A 19,248-nucleotide genomic window follows, 5' to 3' on the forward strand; every position below is an offset into this window, starting at 1 on the left:
CATTTCATTTCAGGAACCGACCATGAGAAAGATCCTTGCTCTCACCGCCGCTTTGTGCCTGGGCCTGTCGGCCCCGGTGTTCGCCCAAACCTCCAGCTCGGGTTCGATGGGCGCCGCAGGCTCTTCGGGCACTGCCCCGGCAGCTGCTTCCGATGCGGCCAAGGCCGACGTCAAAGCCATGAAGAAGCAGGCGGATGGCGACTACAAGGCCGCCAAGGAAAAGTGCAAGCCCATGAAGGGCGACGAGCAGAAGGCGTGCGAGAAGGACGCCAAGGCCGCCCACGACAAGGCCCAGGCGGACATCAAGCGCGCTGAAGCCGACGCCAAGGCCGCCGCCGGCAAGAAGTCCTAAGCTGGACTGAATACCCGCTCGCACTGCTCATGCAGTGCGAACGGGGTGAAAACCGTGCCGCTCCAGGCGCGCGACGTCGCCAGGGCACGAGCGCAACGACGACTGGCGCGGTTTTGACCTCGTTCTAGCCCATCCGGACCACGGCGATGGGTGGCAAGTCGCGCGACAGGCACTGCCAGGTCGTGCCCTCATCCTCGCTGACCCACAGTCCGCCGGTGGTGGAACCCATCGCCAGGATGGTGCCGTCGTGGCTCACCGCCAGCGCGTGGCGATAGACCAGGTGATAGGCGTCGTGCTGGGGTAGGCCCTGCCGGCGCACGTGGAACGAGGCGCCGCCATCCAGCGTCTCGGTGACCACCATCCGGCCGTCCACCGGGACGCGCTGCGCATCCGAGTGCGCCGGCACGAACCAGGCGCGGTGAGGATTCGACGGATGCGCGGCCACCGCGAACCCGAAGCCGCTCGGAACCGGCGCCGGGAGCCGGCGCCAGTTCATGCCGCGGTCGGTGGAGCGGTACAGCCCGCCGTGGTGCTGCACCCAGAACACGTCCGGATGCGCCAGGCATTGGGCCATCCGGTGCACGTCCTGGATGTTGGGGTCTTCGCGCCGCTCGGGCGGCATGAAGTCGGAGACCATGCCGGTTGACGTGTTGGCCCAGGTTTCGCCGGCATCGCGTGTCTGCCACACGCCGCCGCAGGAGATGGCCACCGTCACGTGGTTCGCATCACGCGGATCGACCGCGATCGAATGAATGCCCGGATGGTCGTAGCCGCCGCCGAACCACTCCTTGCGTTCGGGCCGCAGCCACAGGCTCTCGACCAGCTGCCAGCTCGCGCCGCCGTCGGCCGACTTGAACAGCCCCGCGGGCAGGCAGCCTGCCCACAAGGTGCCCGGCCCGGCTTCCAGGCCCCACACCATGTCCACCGACCAGGGCATGGCGTCGTCCTTCCACTCGCCTTCGGTCGGCTTGGGCGGGAACGCCGGCGCCGCGATTTCATTCCAGCTGGCGCCTTCGTCCTCGCTCTTCCAGAGCTTGACGCCGAAATGGCCGAGCCGCAGGGCCGCGTAGCAGGCGCGGCCGGCCGGGTCCAACGCGACCTGGGTCACGGGTTCGCCGGGAAAGTGCGGCGCGCCGAGCTTCCAGCCCGTTGCATTCTTGTGGACCGCGAACAGGCCCTTGCGTGTTCCGACCCAGATGACGGGCTGTGCAGCAGGCATGGAATCAACCTCCCGTGAGCGCTTGGATGACGTGGACCTTGTCGCCGGGCTCGAGCGCGATGTCCAGCCGCGAGCGGTCGGCGATCTGGCGGGCGTTGACGAACACCGCCACGTGCTTGCGCACCGCGCCCTGCTCGTCGAGCACATAGTGGCGCATCGCAGGCGCCGCCTCGAACGCGCGGGCCAGCGCGTCGCCCAGCGTCGCCGCGCTCACCTGCTGGGGCGGGCACGGCACGTGGCGGGTGAGAGCCGGGGCGAATTCGACGAACGGCACCGGCGCATTATTGCGCCGGCCCGGTTTACTTCGCGACGAGATCCGGGTGGATCTGCTCTTCCGCAGCCGCGTGGTTGGCGCCCGGCACCTTGCTGCGCGCGAACAGCAGGTACATGGTCGGCACGACGAAGATCGTGAGCAGCGTGCCCAGGGACATGCCGCCGACGATCACCCAGCCGATCTGGATGCGGCTTTCGGCGCCGGCGCCGGTCGCCGTCGCCAGCGGCACGGCGCCCAGCACCATGGCGCCGGTGGTCATCAGGATCGGGCGCAGGCGCTGCGAAGCGGCTTTGACCACGGCGTCGACGATTTCCATGCCCTGCTCGCGCAGCTGGTTGGCGAATTCGACGATCAGGATGCCGTGCTTGGTGATCAGGCCCACCAGGGTGATCAACCCGATCTGCGAGTACACGTTGAGCGACCCGCCCGAGAGCTTGAGCGCCAGCAAAGCGCCGATCATCGACAGCGGCACCGACAGCATGATCACCAGCGGGTCCACGAAGCTTTCGAACTGCGCCGCCAGCACCAGGAAGATGAACAGCAGGGCCAGCACGAACACGATCGCCAGCGCGCCTTGCGAGGCTTTGAACTCGCGCGAGGTGCCGTTCAGGTCGGTGGTGTAGCCGGGTTTGAGCACCTTGGACGCCGTCTGGTCCATGTACTGCAGGGCCTGACCGAGCGAATAGTCGGGGGCCAGGTTGGCGGTGATGGACACCGAGCGGCGCTGCCCGAAGTGGTTGAGCTCGCGCGGGCTCACGCTTTCGCGCACCTTCACCAGCGCCGACAGCGGCACCATGGTGTCGTTTCGGCCGCGCACGTTGATGCTGTCGATGTTTTCGGGCGTGGTGCGGCCGCGCGGCTCGGTCTGCACGATCACGTCGTACTGCTCGGCATCGCGCTTGTAGCGCGTCACCTGCCGTCCGCCCAGCATGGTCTCCAGCGCCTTGGCCACCACCTGCACGCTCACGCCCATGTCGGCGGCCTTTTCGCGATCGACCTCGATGCGCAGTTCGGGCTTGTTCAGGCGCAGGTCGACGTCCGGCGAGACGATCCCGGGGTTCTTCGCCATCTCGTCGAGGAACTCGCGGACCACGCGGTTGAGGTTCTCGTAGCTGTCGGAGGTCTGGATCACGAAGTTCAGCGGCCGCTCGCGGAAGCCCTGGCCCAGCGACGGCGGCGTGATCGGGAAGGCATTGACGCCCGGCAGCACGTTGAACTTGGGGCCCATCTCGCGCGCCAGCTCCAGCGTCGTGCGCTTGCGGTTCTCCCAATCCACCGTGCGGTAGACCACGCTGGCCTGCGACACCGTCGGGTTGCCGACGTTGCCGAAAATGCGGTCGAACTCGGGGTATTCCTGCCCGAGCTTCTCGAGCGCCTGCGCGTAGCGGTCGGTGTAGTCCAGCGTCGAGCCGTCGGGCGCGTTCACGGTCGCCAGGATCGTGCCGCGGTCTTCCAGCGGCGAGAGTTCCTGCTTCATGGTCGGCCAGATCGAGGCGATCGCCAGCGCGCTGGCGAGCATCACGCCGATGACGATCCAGCGCGCCTGCAGCAACCGGCCCGCCGGCCCGGTGCCGCCACGGCGCGCCAGCAGCACCCAGCGCAGCGCCCGCGCATAGCCGTTCGACAGGGCTGTGAGCCAGCGCTCCATGTGGCTGTCGAACCAGGTCGGGTTCGGGTTGTGCCGCAGCAGCTGCGAGCACATCATGGGCGTCAGCGTCAGCGCCACGAAGCCCGACACCAGCACCGCGCCGGCCAGCGCCAGGGCGAACTCCACGAACAGGCGCCCGGTGCGACCCGGCGTGAACGCCAGCGGGGCGTACACCGCCACCAGCGTGAAGGTCATGGTGATCACGGCGAAGCCGATCTCGCGCGCACCCTTGATAGCCGCTGCGAAAGGCTTCATGCCTTCCTCGATGTGCCGGAAGATGTTCTCCAGCATCACGATCGCATCGTCCACTACCAGGCCGATGGCCAGCACCAGAGCCAGCAGGGTCAGGGTGTTGATCGTGAAGCCGAACAGCGCCATCAGCGCGAAGGTGCCGACCAGGCTCACCGGGATGGTGACGATCGGGATGATGGAGGCGCGCACCGTTCGCAGGAACACGAAGATCACCAGCGCCACCAGCACGATGGCCTCCGTGATGGTGTGATAGACGTTCTTGACCGAGCGGTCGATGAACAGCGAGTTGTCGTTGGCGATCTCGATGTTGACGTCCGGCGGCAGGTCGGCCTTCAGCTTGGGGATCATGTCGCGCACGCCCTCCGACAGCGTGAGCGGATTGGCGGTGGCCTGGCGGATCACGCCGGCGGAGATCGCGCGACGGCCGTTCAGGCGCACGGCGCTGCGCTCGTCGGCGGCGCCCTCCTCCACCCGCGCCACGTCGCGCACCTTGACCGGGAAGCCGTTGACGCTCTTGATCACGATCTCGCGGAACTGCGCCGGCTGCACCAGGTCGGTCTGCGAAGTGACGCTGAACTCGCGCTGCTGCGACTCGATGCGGCCGGCCGGCAACTCGAGGTTGCTGCGCGCGATCGCCTCCTCCACGTCCTGGGTGGTCAGGCGGAAGCCGGCCAGCTTGTCGGGGTCGAGCCAGACCCGCATGGCGTACTTGCGTTCGCCGTAGATGCGCACGTCCGCCACGCCGGTCACGGTCTGCAGCCGCGACTTGACGATGCGGGTGACCAGGTCGTTGATCTGCAGCGGGCTGAGCGTGTCGCTGGTGAAGGCCAGCCAGATCACCGGGAAGGCATCGGCCTCCACCTTGGCGATCACCGGCTCGTCGATGGACTGCGGCAGCCGGTTGCGCACGCGCGAGGTGCGGTCGCGCACCTCCGCCGCGGCAGCGTCGGCATCCTTCTCGAGCCGGAAACGCACCGAGATCTGGCTCTGCTCGGCCCGGCTGATCGAGGTGATCACGTCCACCGCGTCGATGCCGGCGATGGAGTCTTCCAGCGGTTTGGTGACCTGCGACTCGATCACTTCAGCCGAGGCGCCGGGGTAGCGGACGCTCACCGTCACCACCGGCTCGTCGATCTTCGGGTACTCGCGGACCGACAGGCGGTTGAAGCTGACCAGCCCGACCAGGACCACCAGCAGGGACAGCACCGTCGCGAAGACGGGCCGCCGGATGGATATCTCAGGCAGTTGCATGGACCGCCTTCAGGTGCGCCGCGCTGGCTCGGGGTTGCCGGGGCGCGGCGCGGGCAGCGCGGCCGCCGCGCAGGGATCGAGGCCCTTCGCCGCCGCGGCCGCCGTCTTGGCCAGCGCCGGGCTGGCCAGCGGAGCGCTGGCAGCCGCCGGCGTAGCCGCTGCGGATGCGGCGGAGGCCGCGCCGTTGGCGGCGGCCGCACCGCCGGGCTTTTGGCCGACGTTCAGGATGCGCACGGGCATCCCGTCCTTCTGGACGCGCTGGTGCCCTGCGGTGATGACGACATCGCCGGCTTGCAGTCCCTCGATGATCTCGACACGGCCCGGCTGCCGCAGGCCGACTTTCACTTCGATGCGCTGCGCGGTCTTGGTGTCCTGGTCCGGCCCGTCGACCAGGCGGTAGACGTACTGCTTGCCCTGCTGCGGAACGATGGCTTCCTCGGGCACCACGCGCGCGTTGTCGCGTTCGCCGAAGACCGCCGTGACTCGCGCGAACATGCCGGGACGCAGCATCAGTTTGCGGTTGTCGATGCAACTGCGGATCGCCACCGAGCGGCCGTCCGAATCCACCGCCGGATCGATCGCCTGCAGCACCGCGGAAAACTTGTGGCCGGGCAGCGCATCGACTTCGACGATCGCCCGCTGGCCGCGCTGGACCTTGGTCTGGAAGCGTTCGGGCAGGCGGAAGTCGACGAAGATCGCGTCGATGTCCTCGATGTTGACGATTTCGGCGCCGTCCTTCAGGTAGTCGCCGACGTTGACGCTGCGGATGCCGGCGATGCCGTCGAAGGGCGCGACGATGCGCATGCGCGCGGCCGTCGCCTGCGCAAGCGCCAGCTTGGCCTCGGCCACCTGCAGGTTGGCGGCGCTTTCGTCCACCGCGCGCTGCGCGATGAAGTTCTGGGCTACCAGCTCCTGGTTGCGCTTGTGGTTGGCGCGCGCGATCGACAGTTCGGCCTGCGCCTGCTGCACCTGCGCCGCCGTCAGCTGGTCGTCCAGCTGCACCAGCAGCTGTCCCCTCTGGACGCGGTCGCCGTCGCGGAAATTCAGGCGCGTGACGCGCCCGCTGACTTCCGGCTTGAGCACCACGCCCTGGCGCGAACGCAGGCTGCCGACCGCCTGCGCGTCATCGGTGAGCCGGACGACTTCGACACGCGCGACTTCCACCGCAGGCGCCTTGCCGCCGTTGGCGGCGCTCCCGGGGGCAGCCGAGGAAGCGGCCGCCGGGTCGACGGGCGGCTTGGCCGGCTTGTTCTGATACCACCAGGCAGCGCCAGACGCGGCCGCGATGCCGGCTGCGGCGACGACGGAGTAGATTGCTTTCGACATGAATTGCGTGAGGCACGCCCGGGGACGTCTTCTGGTTATCGCTGTGAAACCAGGCTGCCAATGTATCAGCGCGTACGCGAACGCGACATTGTGGACCGCCCTAATGCCCAGTCCCGGCAGGGACAGGCGGCTTTACTCCAGCTTCACACTGGTGCAGGCAGGCGCCCCAGCCCGACTTCCACGCCCAGGTTGGCCAATGCGTCCGCCCGCTCATTGCCGGGGTCGCCGTCGTGGCCGCGGACCCAGCGCCAGTCGATGGAATGGCCGCGCTGGGAAACCAGCTCGTCGAGCGCCTGCCAGAGTTCCACGTTCTTCACCGGCTGCTTGGTCGAGGTGCGCCAGCCCTTGGCCTTCCACCCGGGCAGCCATTCCGTCATGCCCTTGAGCACGTAGAGGCTGTCCACGTGCAGGGTCACGGCGCAGGGGCGCTTGAGCGCCTGCAGCGCCTGGATCACCGCCATCAGCTCCATGCGGTTGTTCGTCGTGGCGCGTTCGCCGCCGTAGAGTTCCTTCTTCGTGGCGCCCGAACGCAGCAGCACGCCCCAGCCGCCGGGGCCAGGATTGCCCTTGCAGGCGCCGTCCGTATAGATTTCGACCGGATTCAAGAGACTTCTTCTTCCATATGGGTTGAGATGCGATGCCCGCGATTGGCCAGCGGCACCGGGGCGGTAGCGATCTTGGGAGCGGGTTTCCACGCCGGGCCGATCAATTTGATCCCGCGCACCCGCTTGACCGCGACCAGAAAATAGGCGGCGCCGAAAATCGGCCACCAGTGCTCGCCGGCGTGGTCCAGCCAGTCGAAGCGCTCCAGCCAGCGCTCGGTGCGAAACGCCGGGCGGTAGCCGCCGAAGCTGCTGGACTCCACCTCGAAGCTCAGAAGCCGCAGCCAGTCGCGCAGGCGCCAGTAGCCGATGAATTCCTCCACCTGGGGCAGGAACAGCTCGCCGAACCCGAGGGTGCGCCACAGCTGCGCGCGCCGCTGGCGCAGGCCCCAGAGGCTGGCGGGATTGAAGCCGCAGATCACCACCTTGCCCTCGGGCACGAGCACCCGCTCGACCTCGCGCAAGGTGGCATGGGGGTCGAGGTTCAATTCCAGCGCGTGCGGCAGCACCACCAGGTCCAGGCTGTTTTCCTCGAACGGCAAGGCCCCGAAGTTCGTGACCAGCGCCGGCCTCCGGGCGGCGCCTTCCGCAGTCGGCTCCTGGACGGCCAGCCAGCGATGCGGCATGCGGTTGGACTGCAGCGTGTCGATCCCGGACAGGCCGAGTTGCAAGGCATGGAAGCCGAAAATGTCACCCACGGCGCGGTCGAACTCGGCGCGCTCCCAGGCAAGCAGGTAGCGGCCCGGGGGGGTCTCGAACCACTGCTGCATTCCTATAATCGGGTCGCTCATGAAGTTAATCCCGCTGCCGGCGTTCCAGGACAATTACCTGTGGTTGTTGCACGACGGGCAACGGGCCCTGGTGGTCGACCCGGGCGACGCGCAGCCTGTGATGGCGTTCCTGCAGTCCGAAGGCCTACAGCTTGAAGCGATTCTAGTCACGCACCATCATCCGGACCATATCGGAGGCGTGGATGCCCTGCGCGCGGCGACCGGCGCCCGGGTCTGGGGACCGGCGCGCGAGCGCATCCCGCAGCCCCTCACCCCCCTGTCCGAGGGCGATCGCCTGACCCTGCTCGGCCTGGAATTCACGGTGCTGGACGTGCCGGGCCATACCGCCGGGCATGTCGCCTACTACTGCGAATCGCTGGACCGACGGCCGCTCCTGTTCTGCGGCGACACCCTGTTCTCGGGCGGCTGCGGCCGGCTCTTCGAAGGCACGCCGGCGCAGATGCTGGCCTCGCTGGACAAGCTCGCAGCCCTGCCCGCCGACACCCGCGTGTGCTGCACCCACGAGTACACATTGAGCAACCTGAAGTTCGCCAGGGCGGTGGAGCCCGATAATCTCGAGCTCATCGATTACGCGGCGCGCTGCGAATCGCTGCGCGCGCAGGGACTGCCGACGTTGCCCTCCAGCATCGGGCTCGAAAGACAAATCAATCCCTTCCTGCGCTCGCGCGAGGAAGGCGTGGCGCAGGCGGCGCGCGCGCATGGCGCCGCCGCGGTCGACGACGCCGTGGCGGTGTTCGCCACGCTGCGCCAATGGAAGAACGACCACAAATGAAGCTGATTACCCTGACAGCCATGGCCTTGACGCTTTGGCTGGCTGGCTGCGCCTCGACGACGCAGCCATCCGTGCCGGCTGCCGTGTCCGAGGCGGTACCGGCCAAGCTCCCGGCCCCCGGGCCCGCCGTGATCCCCGCCGGCGAACTCACCCCGATCACCGCGGAAGAAGCCGCCTCCCGCGGCGTGGCGCAGATGGCGCCGCCGCCGGACCTGTGGGAGCGCATCCGCCGCGGCTTTCGCATGCCCAACCTCGATGGCGACCTGGTGCGCCAGCAGGAGCAGTGGTACGCGACCCGCCCCGACTACATGCAGCGCATGACGGAGCGCTCCCGCAAGTACCTGTTCCACATCGTCGAGGAACTCGAGCGCCGCGACATGCCCACCGAGCTGGCGCTGCTGCCCTTCATCGAGAGTGCATTCAATCCGCAGGCCGTGTCCAGCGCGCGCGCCGCCGGCATGTGGCAGTTCATGCCGGCCACCGGCCAGTTCTTCGAGCTGAAGCAGAACGTGTTCCGCGACGACCGGCGCGACGTGCTCGCGTCCACGCGCGCGGCGCTGGACTACCTGCAAAAGCTCTACGGCATGTTCGGCGACTGGCACCTGGCGCTGGCCGCCTACAACTGGGGCGAAGGCAGCGTGGGCCGCGCGATCGCGCGCAACCAGAAGGCGGGCCTGGGCACCGGCTACCAGGACCTGAAGATGCCCAACGAGACGCGGTTCTACGTGCCCAAGCTGCAGGCGGTGAAGAACATCGTGGCCGACCCCGAACGCTTCCGCTCCGAACTGCCGGCCATCGGCAACCACCCGTACTTCCAGACGGTCACGGTCTCGCGCGACATCGACGTGGCGCTGGCCGCGCGGCTGGCGGACGTGCCACTGGAGGACTTCAAGGCGCTCAATCCCTCGCAGAACCGGCCGGTGATTCTGGCCGCCGGCACGCCGGAGATCCTGCTGCCCTGGGACAACGCCACCATCTTCCAGCGCAACTTCGAGGCCTACACCACCGGGCAATACGCCAGCTGGACCGCCTGGAGCGCGCCGTCGACCATGAGCGTGGCCGAAGCCGCAAAGCGCGTCGGCATGAGCGAAGCGGACCTGCGCAGCGTCAACACCATCCCGCCGCGCATGCTGATCAAGGCCGGTTCGGTGCTGATCGTGCCCCGCACGACCAAGAACCAGGACGACGTGTCCGGCCATGTGGCCGACAACGGCCAGCTCAATCTCGCGCCGGAGGCGGTGCTGCGCCGCACCACGGTGAAGGCCGGCAAGCACGACACCGTGGCCAGCATCGCCCGCCGCTACAAGCTGAACGCGGGCCAGGTGGCCGAATGGAACAACGTGGGGGCATCCGCCGCGTTCCGCGCGGGCCAGCAGGTGGTGCTGTTCCTGCCTTCGAAGGCCACCTCGCGCAGCGTCAAGGCCAGGCCGGCCGCGGCCCGGCCGAGTGCCCAGGCCACGACGGTCCGGAAGCCGGCCAAGAAGGTGGCCCACCGTTAGTGTCCTGTCCCGGCAGGGCCGAAAGGCTCAGATCTTCTCGGTTTCGCCCTGCCGGGGCTGCCACTTCATCAGCCTTTTCTCGATCCGGCCGACCAGGCCGTCGAGCAGCAGCGCGCAGGCTGTCAGCACCACGATGCCGGCGAACACGGTGTTGACGTCGAAGGTGCCCTCGGCCTGCAGGATCAGGTAGCCGACACCGCGCGCCGACCCGAGGTATTCGCCGACCACGGCGCCGACGAAGGCCAGGCCCACCGAGGTGTGTAGGCTGGAGAAGACCCAGCTGGTGGCGCTGGGCAGGTACACGGTGCGCAGCAGCTGCTTGTGGCTGGCGCCCAGCATGCGTGCGTTGGCGAGCACCACCGGGCTGACCTCGCGCACGCCTTGGTAGACGTTGAAGAACACGATGAAGAACACCAGCGTCACCGCCAGCGCCACCTTGCTCCAGATACCCAGCCCGAACCAGAGCGCGAAGATCGGTGCCAGGATCACGCGGGGCATGGAGTTGGCCGCCTTGATGTAGGGGTCCATGATCGCGCTGGCCGTGGGCGCCAGCGCCAGCCACAGGCCGAAGGCCAGGCCCAGCACCGTGCCGATGGCAAAGGCCAGCACGGTCTCCAGCAGCGTGACGCCCAGGTGGACGTAGATGTCGGCCCGCCCCGGCAGGCCTTCCGCGAACAGGGCGTTGGCCGGCATCTCCACCGGCAGGAACCAGGACCAGATCCGGCCCGCCACCTTGATCGGCTCGCCCAGGAAGAAAGCCGTCTGCTCATTGCGCGACACCAGGTGCCAGAGCAGCAGGACCACGACCAGCGCGCCCAGTTGCCAGGCGCGCAGGTTGTTCTCACTCGGCTTCCATTTCATTTCAGGCCTCCTGCCGGGCCGCCCCAAAGGAGGCCTGGGCCCCCTCGGGGGGCAGCGAATACACGCAGTGATGAGCGTGGGGGCGTTTCATCTCAGGCCTCCTGCCGGGCCGCCCCAAAGGAGGCCTGGACCCCTTCGGGGGGCAGCGAATACACGCAGTGATGAGCGTGGGGGCGTTTCACTTCAGGCCGCCTTCTTCAGTTGCTGCGCGTAGCCTTTGAGCACCTCGTCGCGCAGCACGCCCCAGATGCGGCCGTGCAACTCGAGGAAGCGCGGATGCGAGCGAATCTCGGCGACATCGCGCGGCCGCGGCAGGTCGATCTCGAACTCGCCGATCGGGTGCGTGGCCGGTCCGGCCGACAGCACCACCACGCGATCGCTCATGGCGATGGCTTCGTCCAGGTCGTGGGTGATGAACAGCACGGCCTTTCGCTTGGCCGCCCACAGCGCCAGCACCTCGTTTTCCATCAACTGGCGCGTCTGGATGTCGAGGGCGCTGAAAGGCTCGTCCATCAGGATGATGTCGGGGTCGAGCGCGAGGGTCTGCGCCAGCGCAGTGCGCTTGCGCATGCCGCCCGAGAGCTGGTGCGGATAGCGCTGCTCGAAGCCGCGCAGCCCGACGCGTTCCAGCCAGGCCCGGGCTTGCTCACGCGCCTGCGCCGCCGCCAGGCCCCGGTATTCCAGGCCGACCATCACGTTCTCGATGGCGCTGCGCCAGGGCATCAGCGCCTCGGACTGGAACATGTAGCCGGCGCGGTGGTTGATGCCCCGCAGGGGCTGGCCGAACACCCGCACGTCGCCGGCCGAGGGCTGGAGCAGCCCGGCGGCGATGTTGAGCAGGGTGGACTTGCCGCAGCCGGTCGGGCCGACCACGGAGACGAACTCGCCGCCGCGCACCTTCAGGCTGGTGTCCGCGACGGCGGTGTAGGCCTGCTCGCCCGCTTCGCGCGAGCGAAAGGTGACCGTGATGTCCTGGAGCTCGAGCGCGTCGTCAGCCATGGCCCGAGCTTACCCAAAAGCCGAGCTTGGCGCCCGCCGTTCAAGCCTTGTCGCTCAAGCCTTGTACTTGTCCTTGGCGCGGCGCGCGAAGTCGTTGGTGTAGGTGCGGGTGAGGTCGATCTTCTCCGGCTTGATGCTCGGCTCGAAGCTCGCGAGCGCCCGCAATGCGGTCTTGGCGCCGTCGTCCGGCAGCATGCCGTCCACGCCGATCGCTTCCCGCACCTTGTTGAAGGAAGCCAGGTACAGCGCGCGGTCGCCGAGCAGGTAGCTCTCGGGCACGGTCTTGATGATGTCGCTCGGCCCCGCGGTCTGCAGCCACTTCAGGCCGTGCACGATCGCATTGGCCAGGGCCTGGCAGGTGTTCGGGTGGCTCTTGACGAAGTCGGCATGGGTGTAGAAGCAGGCCGCCGGCATGGGACCGCCGAACACCTCCTGGGTGCCCTTGAGCGTGCGCGTGTCGCTGATGATCTTCACGTCGCCCTTCTGCTCCAGCATGGTCATCACCGGGTCGGTGTTGCTCATGACATCGACCTGGCCCGAGCGAAGCGCCGTCAACGCGCCGGCGGCAGTGCCCACGCCCACGATGCTCACCTCGCTGGCCTTGATGCCGGCGCGCGAGAGCACCAGGTTGGCCACCATGTTGGTCGACGAACCCGGCGCCGAGACGCCGACCTTCTTGCCGCGCAGTTCCGCCATCGTCTTGAAGCCGGGCATGGTCTTGGTGGACACACCGACCGCGATCTGCGGCGCGCGACCCATCAGCACGATCGACTGGATCGACTGGTTCTTCGACTGCATGTTGATGGTGTGCTCGTAGGCACCGGCGACCACATCGGCCGAGCCGCCCATCAGTGCCTGCAGCGACTTGGCGCCGCCGGCGAAGTCGGAGATCTCCACGTCCAGCCCCTCGGCCTTGAAATAGCCGAGCTGCTCGGAGATCGTGAGGGGGAGGTAGTAGAAGGCGGCCTTGCCGCCCACCGCGATCGCCAGCTTGGTCTTTTCCAGCCGTCCCTGGGCGCGCAGTGCCGGCGCCGCCACGCAGGCAGCGGCCACGGCCGCAGCGGCGCTGAACGCGCGGCGCGTCATCAGGTCGTTCTTCATGGGGATGTCCTCTCTTGGAATCGTTTCTTTTCGAGGGTAGTCAGGGGCAGGCGCACCCGCATCGGGAACATCCCCTGCGGGTTTACACGTAAGTTTGCAAGCGCGTGTTTCACCCCCTTGACGCCGGGTGCCGCGTCAGGGTTCGGACCGCACGAAACGCCGTGCAGCGCGGTCCCTTTTTGCGAGGAGGAACCGGCTTTGCCGGGCCGCCTCGCACTGATCAGTCCACCGAATCCTTCAGCGCCAACCGGCGAAGAAGATGCCGATATTCACCAGGAGCGCCAGCGTCCAGATCGCCGAGCGCACCATCGGCAGTCCGGCGACGTACATCGCGATGTAGATCACGCGCAGCGTGATGAACAGGATCGCCAGGATGTCGACGATGCCCTGAGGAGCGCGCAGCTGGTGCGCGATGACCACGGCGCCGATGAAAAACGGAAGAGCCTCGAAGCTGTTGGCCTGGGCCGCGTTGGCGCGCGCCGCCCAGTCGGTCTGGCGGGCCAGCCAGCCGCGCGGATCGGCGTTGTCGAAGCCGCCTTGCTTGCGCGGCTTGCCGAAGCCCGGGCTCTTGGCGATCCAGGCGCACACCAGCGGAAGCAGGGCCGCAATGAAGACGCAGCCGTAGGCGATCGTGAAATGGGGGTATGCCGTCGGCATCGTGTTTCTCCTCTCTGTTCGTTTTTGGTTCCGGCTTTTTGTTCCGGTTAGCGCCGGTCGACCAGCGCGTGCGCGATCGTGCCCAGGTCCACGTATTCGAGTTCGCTGCCGGCTGGCACCCCGCGCGCCAATCGCGTCACCTTCAGCCCGCGCGCCTTGAGCGCTTCGGCGATCACGTGCGCCGTGGCTTCACCCTCGGCGGTGAAATTGGTGGCCAGGATCACTTCCTGCACCACCCCGTCGGTCGCCCGCTCGAAGAGCTTGGACAGGCCGATGTCCTTGGGGCCGATGCCGTCGAGCGGGCTGAGCTTGCCCATCAGCACGAAGTACAGGCCCTGGTAGGCTGCCGTCCGCTCGAGCGCGGCCTGGTCGGCCGGCGTTTCCACCACGCACAGCTTGGCCGCATCGCGGCGCGGGTCGGTGCAGGTGTCGCAGACCTCTTTCTCGGTGAAGGTATGGCAGCGGGTGCAATGGCGGATCTGCGTCGTGGCCTGCTGCAGCGCCTGCGCCAACAGCTGCGCGCCCGCGCGGTCGTGCTGCAGCAGGTGGAAGGCCATGCGCGAGGCGGACTTGACGCCCACGCCCGGCAGCCTTCGCAGGCCTTCGATCAATGCATTGAGCGAATTGTTGTCGGACACCTTGGAAGGCTTAGAAGGGGAACTTCATGCCCCCGGGCAGCCCCGGCATGCCGGCAGTGATCTTGCCGAGTTTTTCCTGCGAGGTTTCCTCGGCTTTGCGCACCGCCGCATTGAAGGCGGCGGCCACCAGGTCCTCGAGCATGTCCTTGTCGTCGGCCAGCAGGCTGGGGTCGATGGTCACGCGCTTGACGTCGTGCTTGCAGGTCATCGTGACCTTGACCAGTCCGGCCCCCGACTCGCCGGTGACTTCGATCGAGCCCAGTTCGTCCTGCGCCTTCTTGAGGTTGTCCTGCATGGCCTGCGCCTGCTTCATCAGGCCGGCCAGTTGTCCTTTGTTGAACATGATGTGTCCTTGTGTGCGTTTCGCGTCAGCCGTTCGATACCGGCTTGATGCTTCCGGGCACGATTTTCGCGCCAAAGTCACGCATCAGGTCCTGCACGAACGGGTCTTTGAGGATGATTTCTTCGGCGGCCTTCTGGCGCGCCTGCGCGGCGGCCGCATTGCGCCGCGCCGGGCTGTCGCTGACGACGCCGACTTCGACGGTCAGCGCCACGGGATGGCCCGCCGCCTGCAGCGCCGCCTCCAGCCGCTCGCGGCTCACCTTCTGGTTCAGGGACTCGCGCTCCACGCGCAGCATCCAGTGGCCCTCGTCGCGGGCGAGCAGCTGTGACTGCAAGGCCAGTTCCCGCACCAGCGCCGTGATCGCCTCGCGCGCCGCCATCCCGGTCACCAGCGCGTGCCAGAAGTCGCCTTCCGGCGTCAGGTTCAGGGCTTCGGACGTGGCCGCCGCCGGCTCACCCGCCGGTTCGGACTGCACGCGCACCGGCACGCCCAGCACTTCGGTCGCCGGCTGCGCCCGGGCAGGCACCGGCGCGGGCTGCGCGGCGCGCTGTGGCTCCACCACCGGCAGCACGCGTCCCGGTGGCGCCGTGGCCGCAGGCAGTGCAGTGGCCGGTGCCGCTACGCGGGCCGCCGGCGCGGTAGCAGGCGCCGCGGCGGGCCGGGCTTCATTCAGAGTTTTTTTTTCCGGCTGGGAGGCGGAGCCGGGTGCCTTGAAGGCCAGCAGCCGCAGCAGCACCATGGTCAGCGCCGCATACTCATCGGCTGCCAGGCCGAGCTCGGCCCGGCCGTGCAGGCACATGCTGTAGAGCAGCTGGGTCTCGTCGGCGGGTAGCAGGGTGGCCAGGCGCGCGATCTCGGCGGCCTCGGCATCGTCAGTGTTCGCGGCCGAGGGCACGGCCTGGCAGACGGCCATGCGCTGCAGCACTGCGCACATCTCCTCCAGCGTCGAAGCCGCGCTGAGCCCCTGCGCGCGCAGCGCATCGCTGACCTCGACCACGGTGCGGCCGTCGCCCTCGCCCAGCGCCTCGATCAGCCGGAAGACATGGCTGCGGTCGACGCTGCCCAGCATCTGCCGCACCCCGGTCTCCTCGATCCGGCCGCTGCCGAAGGCGATCGCCTGGTCGGTGAGCGACAGCGCGTCGCGCATCGAACCGCGCGCCGCGCGCGACAGCAGGCGCAGGGCTTGCGCGTCGGCCGGCACGCCCTCGGCTTGCAGCACGTGCTCCAGGTGGGCCTGCACGGTCTCGGGCGCCATCGGCCGCAGGTTGAACTGCAGGCAGCGCGACAGCACCGTCACCGGAACCTTTTGCGGATCGGTGGTGGCCAGCACGAACTTGAGGTATTCGGGCGGCTCCTCCAGTGTCTTGAGCATGGCGTTGAAGGCATGCCCGGTCAGCATGTGTACTTCGTCGATCATGAAGACCTTGAAGCGGCCCTGCACCGGCTTGTAGACCGCCTGCTCCAGCAGGGCCTGGACCTCGTCGACGCCCCGGTTCGAGGCGGCGTCCAGCTCGGTGTAATCGACGAAGCGGCCGCCGTCGATCTCGGTGCAGGCCTGGCACACGCCGCAGGGCGTCGCCGTGATGCCGCCCTGCCCATCCGGCCCGGTGCAGTTGAGCGCCTTGGCCAGGATGCGCGACACGGTCGTCTTGCCGATGCCTCGCGTGCCGGTGAACAGGTAGGCGTGATGCAGCCGCTGCTGAACAAGCGCATTGCTGAGCGCCTGCACCACGTGCTCCTGGCCCACCATCTCCGCGAAGTTGCGGGACCGGTATTTGCGGGCGAGCACGACGTAGGACATGCGGCGATTCTACGGGGCGGGTCCGCGGTCTCCTCATCCATCGGTGAGACCGGCAGCCTGCACGCACTAGAATACGTACTTGACGGGCCTCCCCGCATGGTGAAGCGGCCAACCGGGTCAGGTGGGGAACCAAGCAGCCCTAACTGTGGAGCCAGTGCCGGGGGTAAGGCTCGTCAACTTCCCCTACGGATTTCGTTGTAGATCAAGCACTTAGCTTCGGTTGGGTGGCTGATCGGCGGAATTTGTAGCACCTGCCTGTAGCACCTCGGGGTGCCACGTACCTCAACGTGGAGCGTCCGACATGAGCCTCACTGGTCTTTTCACCCGCGGTTCCAGCTACTACCTGCGCGTAGTTCTCCCATCGGACATCCAAAATAAGCCGAAGTACCGGAATGGTGCTCTCGCTCGGCGCCTGCGCCAAGCGCGAGGCCATCAGCAAGGGCACGATCCTGCGGGCCGAAATCCTGCGAGCGGACGTGCCGCGCAGCCGAGCAAATGCATGCGGCCCATCATCCGCTGCCACCCTGCCCCTGCCTGCCCAAGCCACAGCTGAGGCCATGAAGTCACTTCCCGGGTGGCAAGGACATCCCGTACCGTTGCAGCACTGCCCTGGCGTCGGCACTTTGCAGGTAGTTGCAGAAGTCCTTCGCAGCCGCCCCAGCCTTCTTGGTCAAGACCATGCGCTGGCGCAGCGGCGCGTGCAGGCGCTCAGGGATCAAGACGTGAGTGCCGCCCCTGGTCATGGTCGGCGCGAGCGCCAACGAGTAGGCCACGATACCTGCATGGGCACTGCCACTTAGAGCATATTGCGCGGCCTGCGAGGAATGCTCGGCCAGCACCAGCTTGTTCTCCAGTGCGGGCCAGACGCCGAGCGCCTTCATGGCCTTGACCGCCGCCCTACCGTAGGGAGATTGTTGCGGATTCGCAATCGCTAGTTGCTTGAGACGGCCATCCCTGGCGGCGACGGCGAGGTCCTTCATGTCTTCGTCGGGCCTGATTTTGGAGCCGCTGGGTACGTACAGGACAATCCGCCCGACACCGTACACCGTACCCCGGTCCTGGCTCAATCCGGCGTCGGCCAACTTGAGCGCATACTCATCGTCGGCGGGCAGGAAAAGTTCGTAGGGTGCGCCCTGCTTCAACTGGTTGAACAAGGCCCCCGACGCGCCGTAGGTCACGTGGACGAAGTTGCCAGTCTTCTGCTGGTAGTCGCGGATCACATCGAAAAGCACGAAGCGCAGGGACGAGGTTGCTGCGATGGTCACCGTGTTGACCTGAGCAAATGCCGCCGGAACTGCGGCAGCTAGACCGCAGAAGGCCCGGCGCGTGAGCGGCATCATATTGCCTTCATTTCGAAGATCGGGCTTGGCGGTGTCGAGGGATACCGACGTCCTCGACCCAGAGCCTGAGCCTGATCTGCACGGATGAGCGTGGCATCGAGGAATCGTATCTATTCTGGCCGAGGTTACCCTCCCCCATAAGAAGGAGGCCACCGTGACGAGGTGGCGGCAGCGCAGCCGCCCGCCGAGCGGCAACCCGATCCAGGTAGGTCACAAAGTCGGCAGTCGAACGCGATGAATCCTGGGGACGAGACTTTGTAAATCAAGGACTTGGCACAGGCCAAGCTGCGATCCAGCGCGATTGCAGCACCGCCTGTAGCACCTCAGGTGCCACGCTCACAAACGTGGACGTGGACTTCCCCATATGAGTCGAGTTATGCAGCTCAGCGCTTGACGGGCACTCGACCCATTGGCTGAGCAAGGGTTGCGCTCGGTGCCTTCCCTGACCCGGAATCTGGCACAACAGTGCAGACGTCGTACCCCCCGGATTCGGTGCAGGTTCGTTTGCCGGTCTTCGCGTCCACCGTGCAGGTTGTCGTTGAATAGTGGACGCACTTCAGCCCGGCAGCAGCGGGACCGGGCAACGACATGAGCGACGTCGCGAAGGCCGCGAACGCCAGGGAAGCGAATCGGGTGGAACTGAACTTGAGCTTCATGGCGGTACTTCCACGTTAAGTTGGCAGCTTGGACGATGAAGTCGTGCGCGGGACCGCCCGACCCGAAGATGGGTTGCGTCCGGGCCGTGAACGGTTCTAGGAGATTCGCGCAGGAGCGAGTAGCCGCGCCGGAGGCGACGGATGCGAAAATGTCTTTTCAGATCGGGGGCAGCGGCTCGGCGAGCATCTCGCGCGCCATCTGTTGCCGGCGCCGAAAGCCGAGCACCGCAGTGGCTGAGTCTTCGTCGTCGAAGACGCTGTCAAAGAACAGGATGTGCAGGCCAGCCACCTCGCGCAGTTGGTCCCTGGTCATCCGCGACAGCTCTGCCCGGATGGCGGCGTCGGACGCGGGGTTGGGCCCGGCCATGCTCGCCCGTCGCTGTCAGGCGGTCGTCACCCGGTCGAGTTGCTCGCGCCCTACGGCGTCGCCGGACGGCGACTGCCCGCGGATGGGCTGAAGCTGGTCGTCGCGCGCCGGTCCCTGGGTGCGGCGATAGCGCTTGTCACCCATGATCCAGGTCATCCGCTTGGAAGACTTCACCAGCCAGACCACCCCGGGCTCGTTGACGGCCCAGTCGCCCTCGCCCTGGTAGGGCCCGACGACTTGCACGATGCACCCAATGTTGGACTGGCAGACGGCATTGACCACGATTGCGAGGTCGCCGGGACGGCATCTACTGCTGAGACTCATGGCTCAACACTATCATGAATCCCGCCCTATTGTTGAGCAGTCCCTGGTAACTCAGCCGTTGCGTGCGGCAAGCTCAACAATGCCGTGGCGGACTCGCGTCAGGCCTATGACCCCTGCAACTTGGCGTAACTTCTGATGAGCTGACGGGCGCTATTTGCGCCGGTTCTCCCAGAGT

Annotated in this window: 19 protein-coding genes and 1 other RNA gene; 4 read left to right on the plus strand and 16 right to left on the minus strand. The window is 67.3% G+C overall.

Translation table 11 applies throughout. The features are described from left to right. Positions 1 to 22 precede the first annotated feature (22 nt). Entirely contained in the window at positions 23 to 352 is a 330-nt protein-coding gene (locus UC35_RS00450) for a hypothetical protein (protein WP_145979299.1), read from the plus strand. Between the two features lie 124 nt (positions 353 to 476). Here the strand turns inward: UC35_RS00450 and UC35_RS00455 are convergent, their stop codons facing one another. The 6 genes from UC35_RS00455 to UC35_RS00480 all read right to left on the minus strand — a co-directional run bounded on the left by UC35_RS00455 (position 477) and on the right by UC35_RS00480 (position 7,715). After that, positions 477 to 1,571: a WD40/YVTN/BNR-like repeat-containing protein gene (locus UC35_RS00455; RefSeq protein ID WP_061495026.1), complete on the minus strand. Its 1,095-nt coding sequence runs from the start codon at positions 1,569 to 1,571 to the stop codon at positions 477 to 479. A 4-nt stretch (positions 1,572 to 1,575) separates the two neighbouring features. Next, positions 1,576 to 1,845 carry a MoaD/ThiS family protein gene (locus UC35_RS00460; protein ID WP_061495028.1) on the minus strand — a complete coding sequence of 90 codons (270 nt, stop codon included), beginning with the start codon at positions 1,843 to 1,845 and terminating at the stop codon, positions 1,576 to 1,578. A 25-nt stretch (positions 1,846 to 1,870) separates the two neighbouring features. Next, entirely contained in the window at positions 1,871 to 4,996 is a 3,126-nt protein-coding gene (locus tag UC35_RS00465; RefSeq protein ID WP_061495030.1) for an efflux RND transporter permease subunit, read from the minus strand. A 9-nt stretch (positions 4,997 to 5,005) separates the two neighbouring features. Further along, on the minus strand, positions 5,006 to 6,322 hold the full coding sequence (locus tag UC35_RS00470; RefSeq protein WP_061495031.1) for an efflux RND transporter periplasmic adaptor subunit: 1,317 nt from the start codon (positions 6,320 to 6,322) through the stop codon (positions 5,006 to 5,008). Between the two features lie 143 nt (positions 6,323 to 6,465). After that, a complete protein-coding gene (rnhA, locus tag UC35_RS00475) occupies positions 6,466 to 6,927 on the minus strand; it encodes a ribonuclease HI (protein WP_061495033.1) in 462 nt (153 codons plus the stop codon). After that, positions 6,924 to 7,715 (minus strand): class I SAM-dependent methyltransferase, encoded by a 792-nt coding sequence (locus UC35_RS00480; RefSeq protein ID WP_227820419.1) that lies wholly within the window; start codon positions 7,713 to 7,715, stop codon positions 6,924 to 6,926. The genes rnhA and UC35_RS00480 overlap by 4 nt, the downstream gene beginning before the upstream one ends. On the opposite strand from UC35_RS00480, the gene gloB reads away from it, so the two are divergent. Continuing rightward, positions 7,714 to 8,487, plus strand: coding sequence for a hydroxyacylglutathione hydrolase (gloB, locus tag UC35_RS00485; protein WP_061495044.1), 774 nt, complete (start codon positions 7,714 to 7,716; stop codon positions 8,485 to 8,487). The two genes, UC35_RS00480 and gloB, sit on opposite strands and share 2 nt — an antisense overlap. Beyond that, positions 8,484 to 9,986 (plus strand): transglycosylase SLT domain-containing protein, encoded by a 1,503-nt coding sequence (locus UC35_RS00490; RefSeq protein ID WP_061495046.1) that lies wholly within the window; start codon positions 8,484 to 8,486, stop codon positions 9,984 to 9,986. The genes gloB and UC35_RS00490 overlap by 4 nt, the downstream gene beginning before the upstream one ends. A gap of 27 nt (positions 9,987 to 10,013) precedes the next feature. On the opposite strand, the gene UC35_RS00495 is transcribed toward UC35_RS00490, so the two are convergent. The 7 genes from UC35_RS00495 to dnaX form a co-directional block, all read right to left on the minus strand. Then, positions 10,014 to 10,847, minus strand: a complete 834-nt coding sequence (locus UC35_RS00495) for an ABC transporter permease (RefSeq protein ID WP_061495048.1) — start codon at positions 10,845 to 10,847, stop codon at positions 10,014 to 10,016. A gap of 183 nt (positions 10,848 to 11,030) precedes the next feature. Next, positions 11,031 to 11,846 (minus strand): ABC transporter ATP-binding protein, encoded by an 816-nt coding sequence (locus UC35_RS00500; protein WP_061495050.1) that lies wholly within the window; start codon positions 11,844 to 11,846, stop codon positions 11,031 to 11,033. Between the two features lie 54 nt (positions 11,847 to 11,900). Beyond that, positions 11,901 to 12,947, minus strand: coding sequence for an ABC transporter substrate-binding protein (locus tag UC35_RS00505; RefSeq protein WP_061495053.1), 1,047 nt, complete (start codon positions 12,945 to 12,947; stop codon positions 11,901 to 11,903). A gap of 237 nt (positions 12,948 to 13,184) precedes the next feature. Then, entirely contained in the window at positions 13,185 to 13,604 is a 420-nt protein-coding gene (locus UC35_RS00510; protein ID WP_061495055.1) for an MAPEG family protein, read from the minus strand. A 47-nt stretch (positions 13,605 to 13,651) separates the two neighbouring features. Then, positions 13,652 to 14,242, minus strand: coding sequence for a recombination mediator RecR (gene recR / locus UC35_RS00515; RefSeq protein WP_061495057.1), 591 nt, complete (start codon positions 14,240 to 14,242; stop codon positions 13,652 to 13,654). A gap of 10 nt (positions 14,243 to 14,252) precedes the next feature. Next, the gene (locus UC35_RS00520) at positions 14,253 to 14,585 is read right to left on the minus strand and encodes a YbaB/EbfC family nucleoid-associated protein (protein WP_061495059.1); all 333 of its coding nucleotides are present in this window, start codon (positions 14,583 to 14,585) and stop codon (positions 14,253 to 14,255) included. Positions 14,586 to 14,610: 25 nt separating this feature from the next. Then, on the minus strand, positions 14,611 to 16,386 hold the full coding sequence (gene dnaX / locus UC35_RS00525; protein ID WP_061495061.1) for a DNA polymerase III subunit gamma/tau: 1,776 nt from the start codon (positions 16,384 to 16,386) through the stop codon (positions 14,611 to 14,613). Between the two features lie 81 nt (positions 16,387 to 16,467). Here dnaX and ffs point away from each other — a divergent pair. Then, positions 16,468 to 16,564: signal recognition particle sRNA small type (gene ffs, locus UC35_RS00530), an RNA gene on the plus strand. A gap of 385 nt (positions 16,565 to 16,949) precedes the next feature. Here ffs and modA read toward each other — a convergent pair. The 3 genes from modA to UC35_RS00540 all read right to left on the minus strand — a co-directional run bounded on the left by modA (position 16,950) and on the right by UC35_RS00540 (position 18,992). After that, positions 16,950 to 17,726 (minus strand): molybdate ABC transporter substrate-binding protein, encoded by a 777-nt coding sequence (modA, locus tag UC35_RS00535; RefSeq protein ID WP_061495063.1) that lies wholly within the window; start codon positions 17,724 to 17,726, stop codon positions 16,950 to 16,952. An 813-nt stretch (positions 17,727 to 18,539) separates the two neighbouring features. After that, the gene (locus UC35_RS23385) at positions 18,540 to 18,749 is read right to left on the minus strand and encodes a hypothetical protein (RefSeq protein ID WP_145979300.1); all 210 of its coding nucleotides are present in this window, start codon (positions 18,747 to 18,749) and stop codon (positions 18,540 to 18,542) included. Between the two features lie 15 nt (positions 18,750 to 18,764). Next, the gene (locus UC35_RS00540; protein ID WP_145979301.1) at positions 18,765 to 18,992 is read right to left on the minus strand and encodes a hypothetical protein; all 228 of its coding nucleotides are present in this window, start codon (positions 18,990 to 18,992) and stop codon (positions 18,765 to 18,767) included. Between the last annotated feature and the right edge of the window lie 256 nt (positions 18,993 to 19,248).

This window comes from Ramlibacter tataouinensis, from assembly GCF_001580455.1.
Lineage (GTDB): Bacteria > Pseudomonadota > Gammaproteobacteria > Burkholderiales > Burkholderiaceae_C > Ramlibacter > Ramlibacter tataouinensis_B.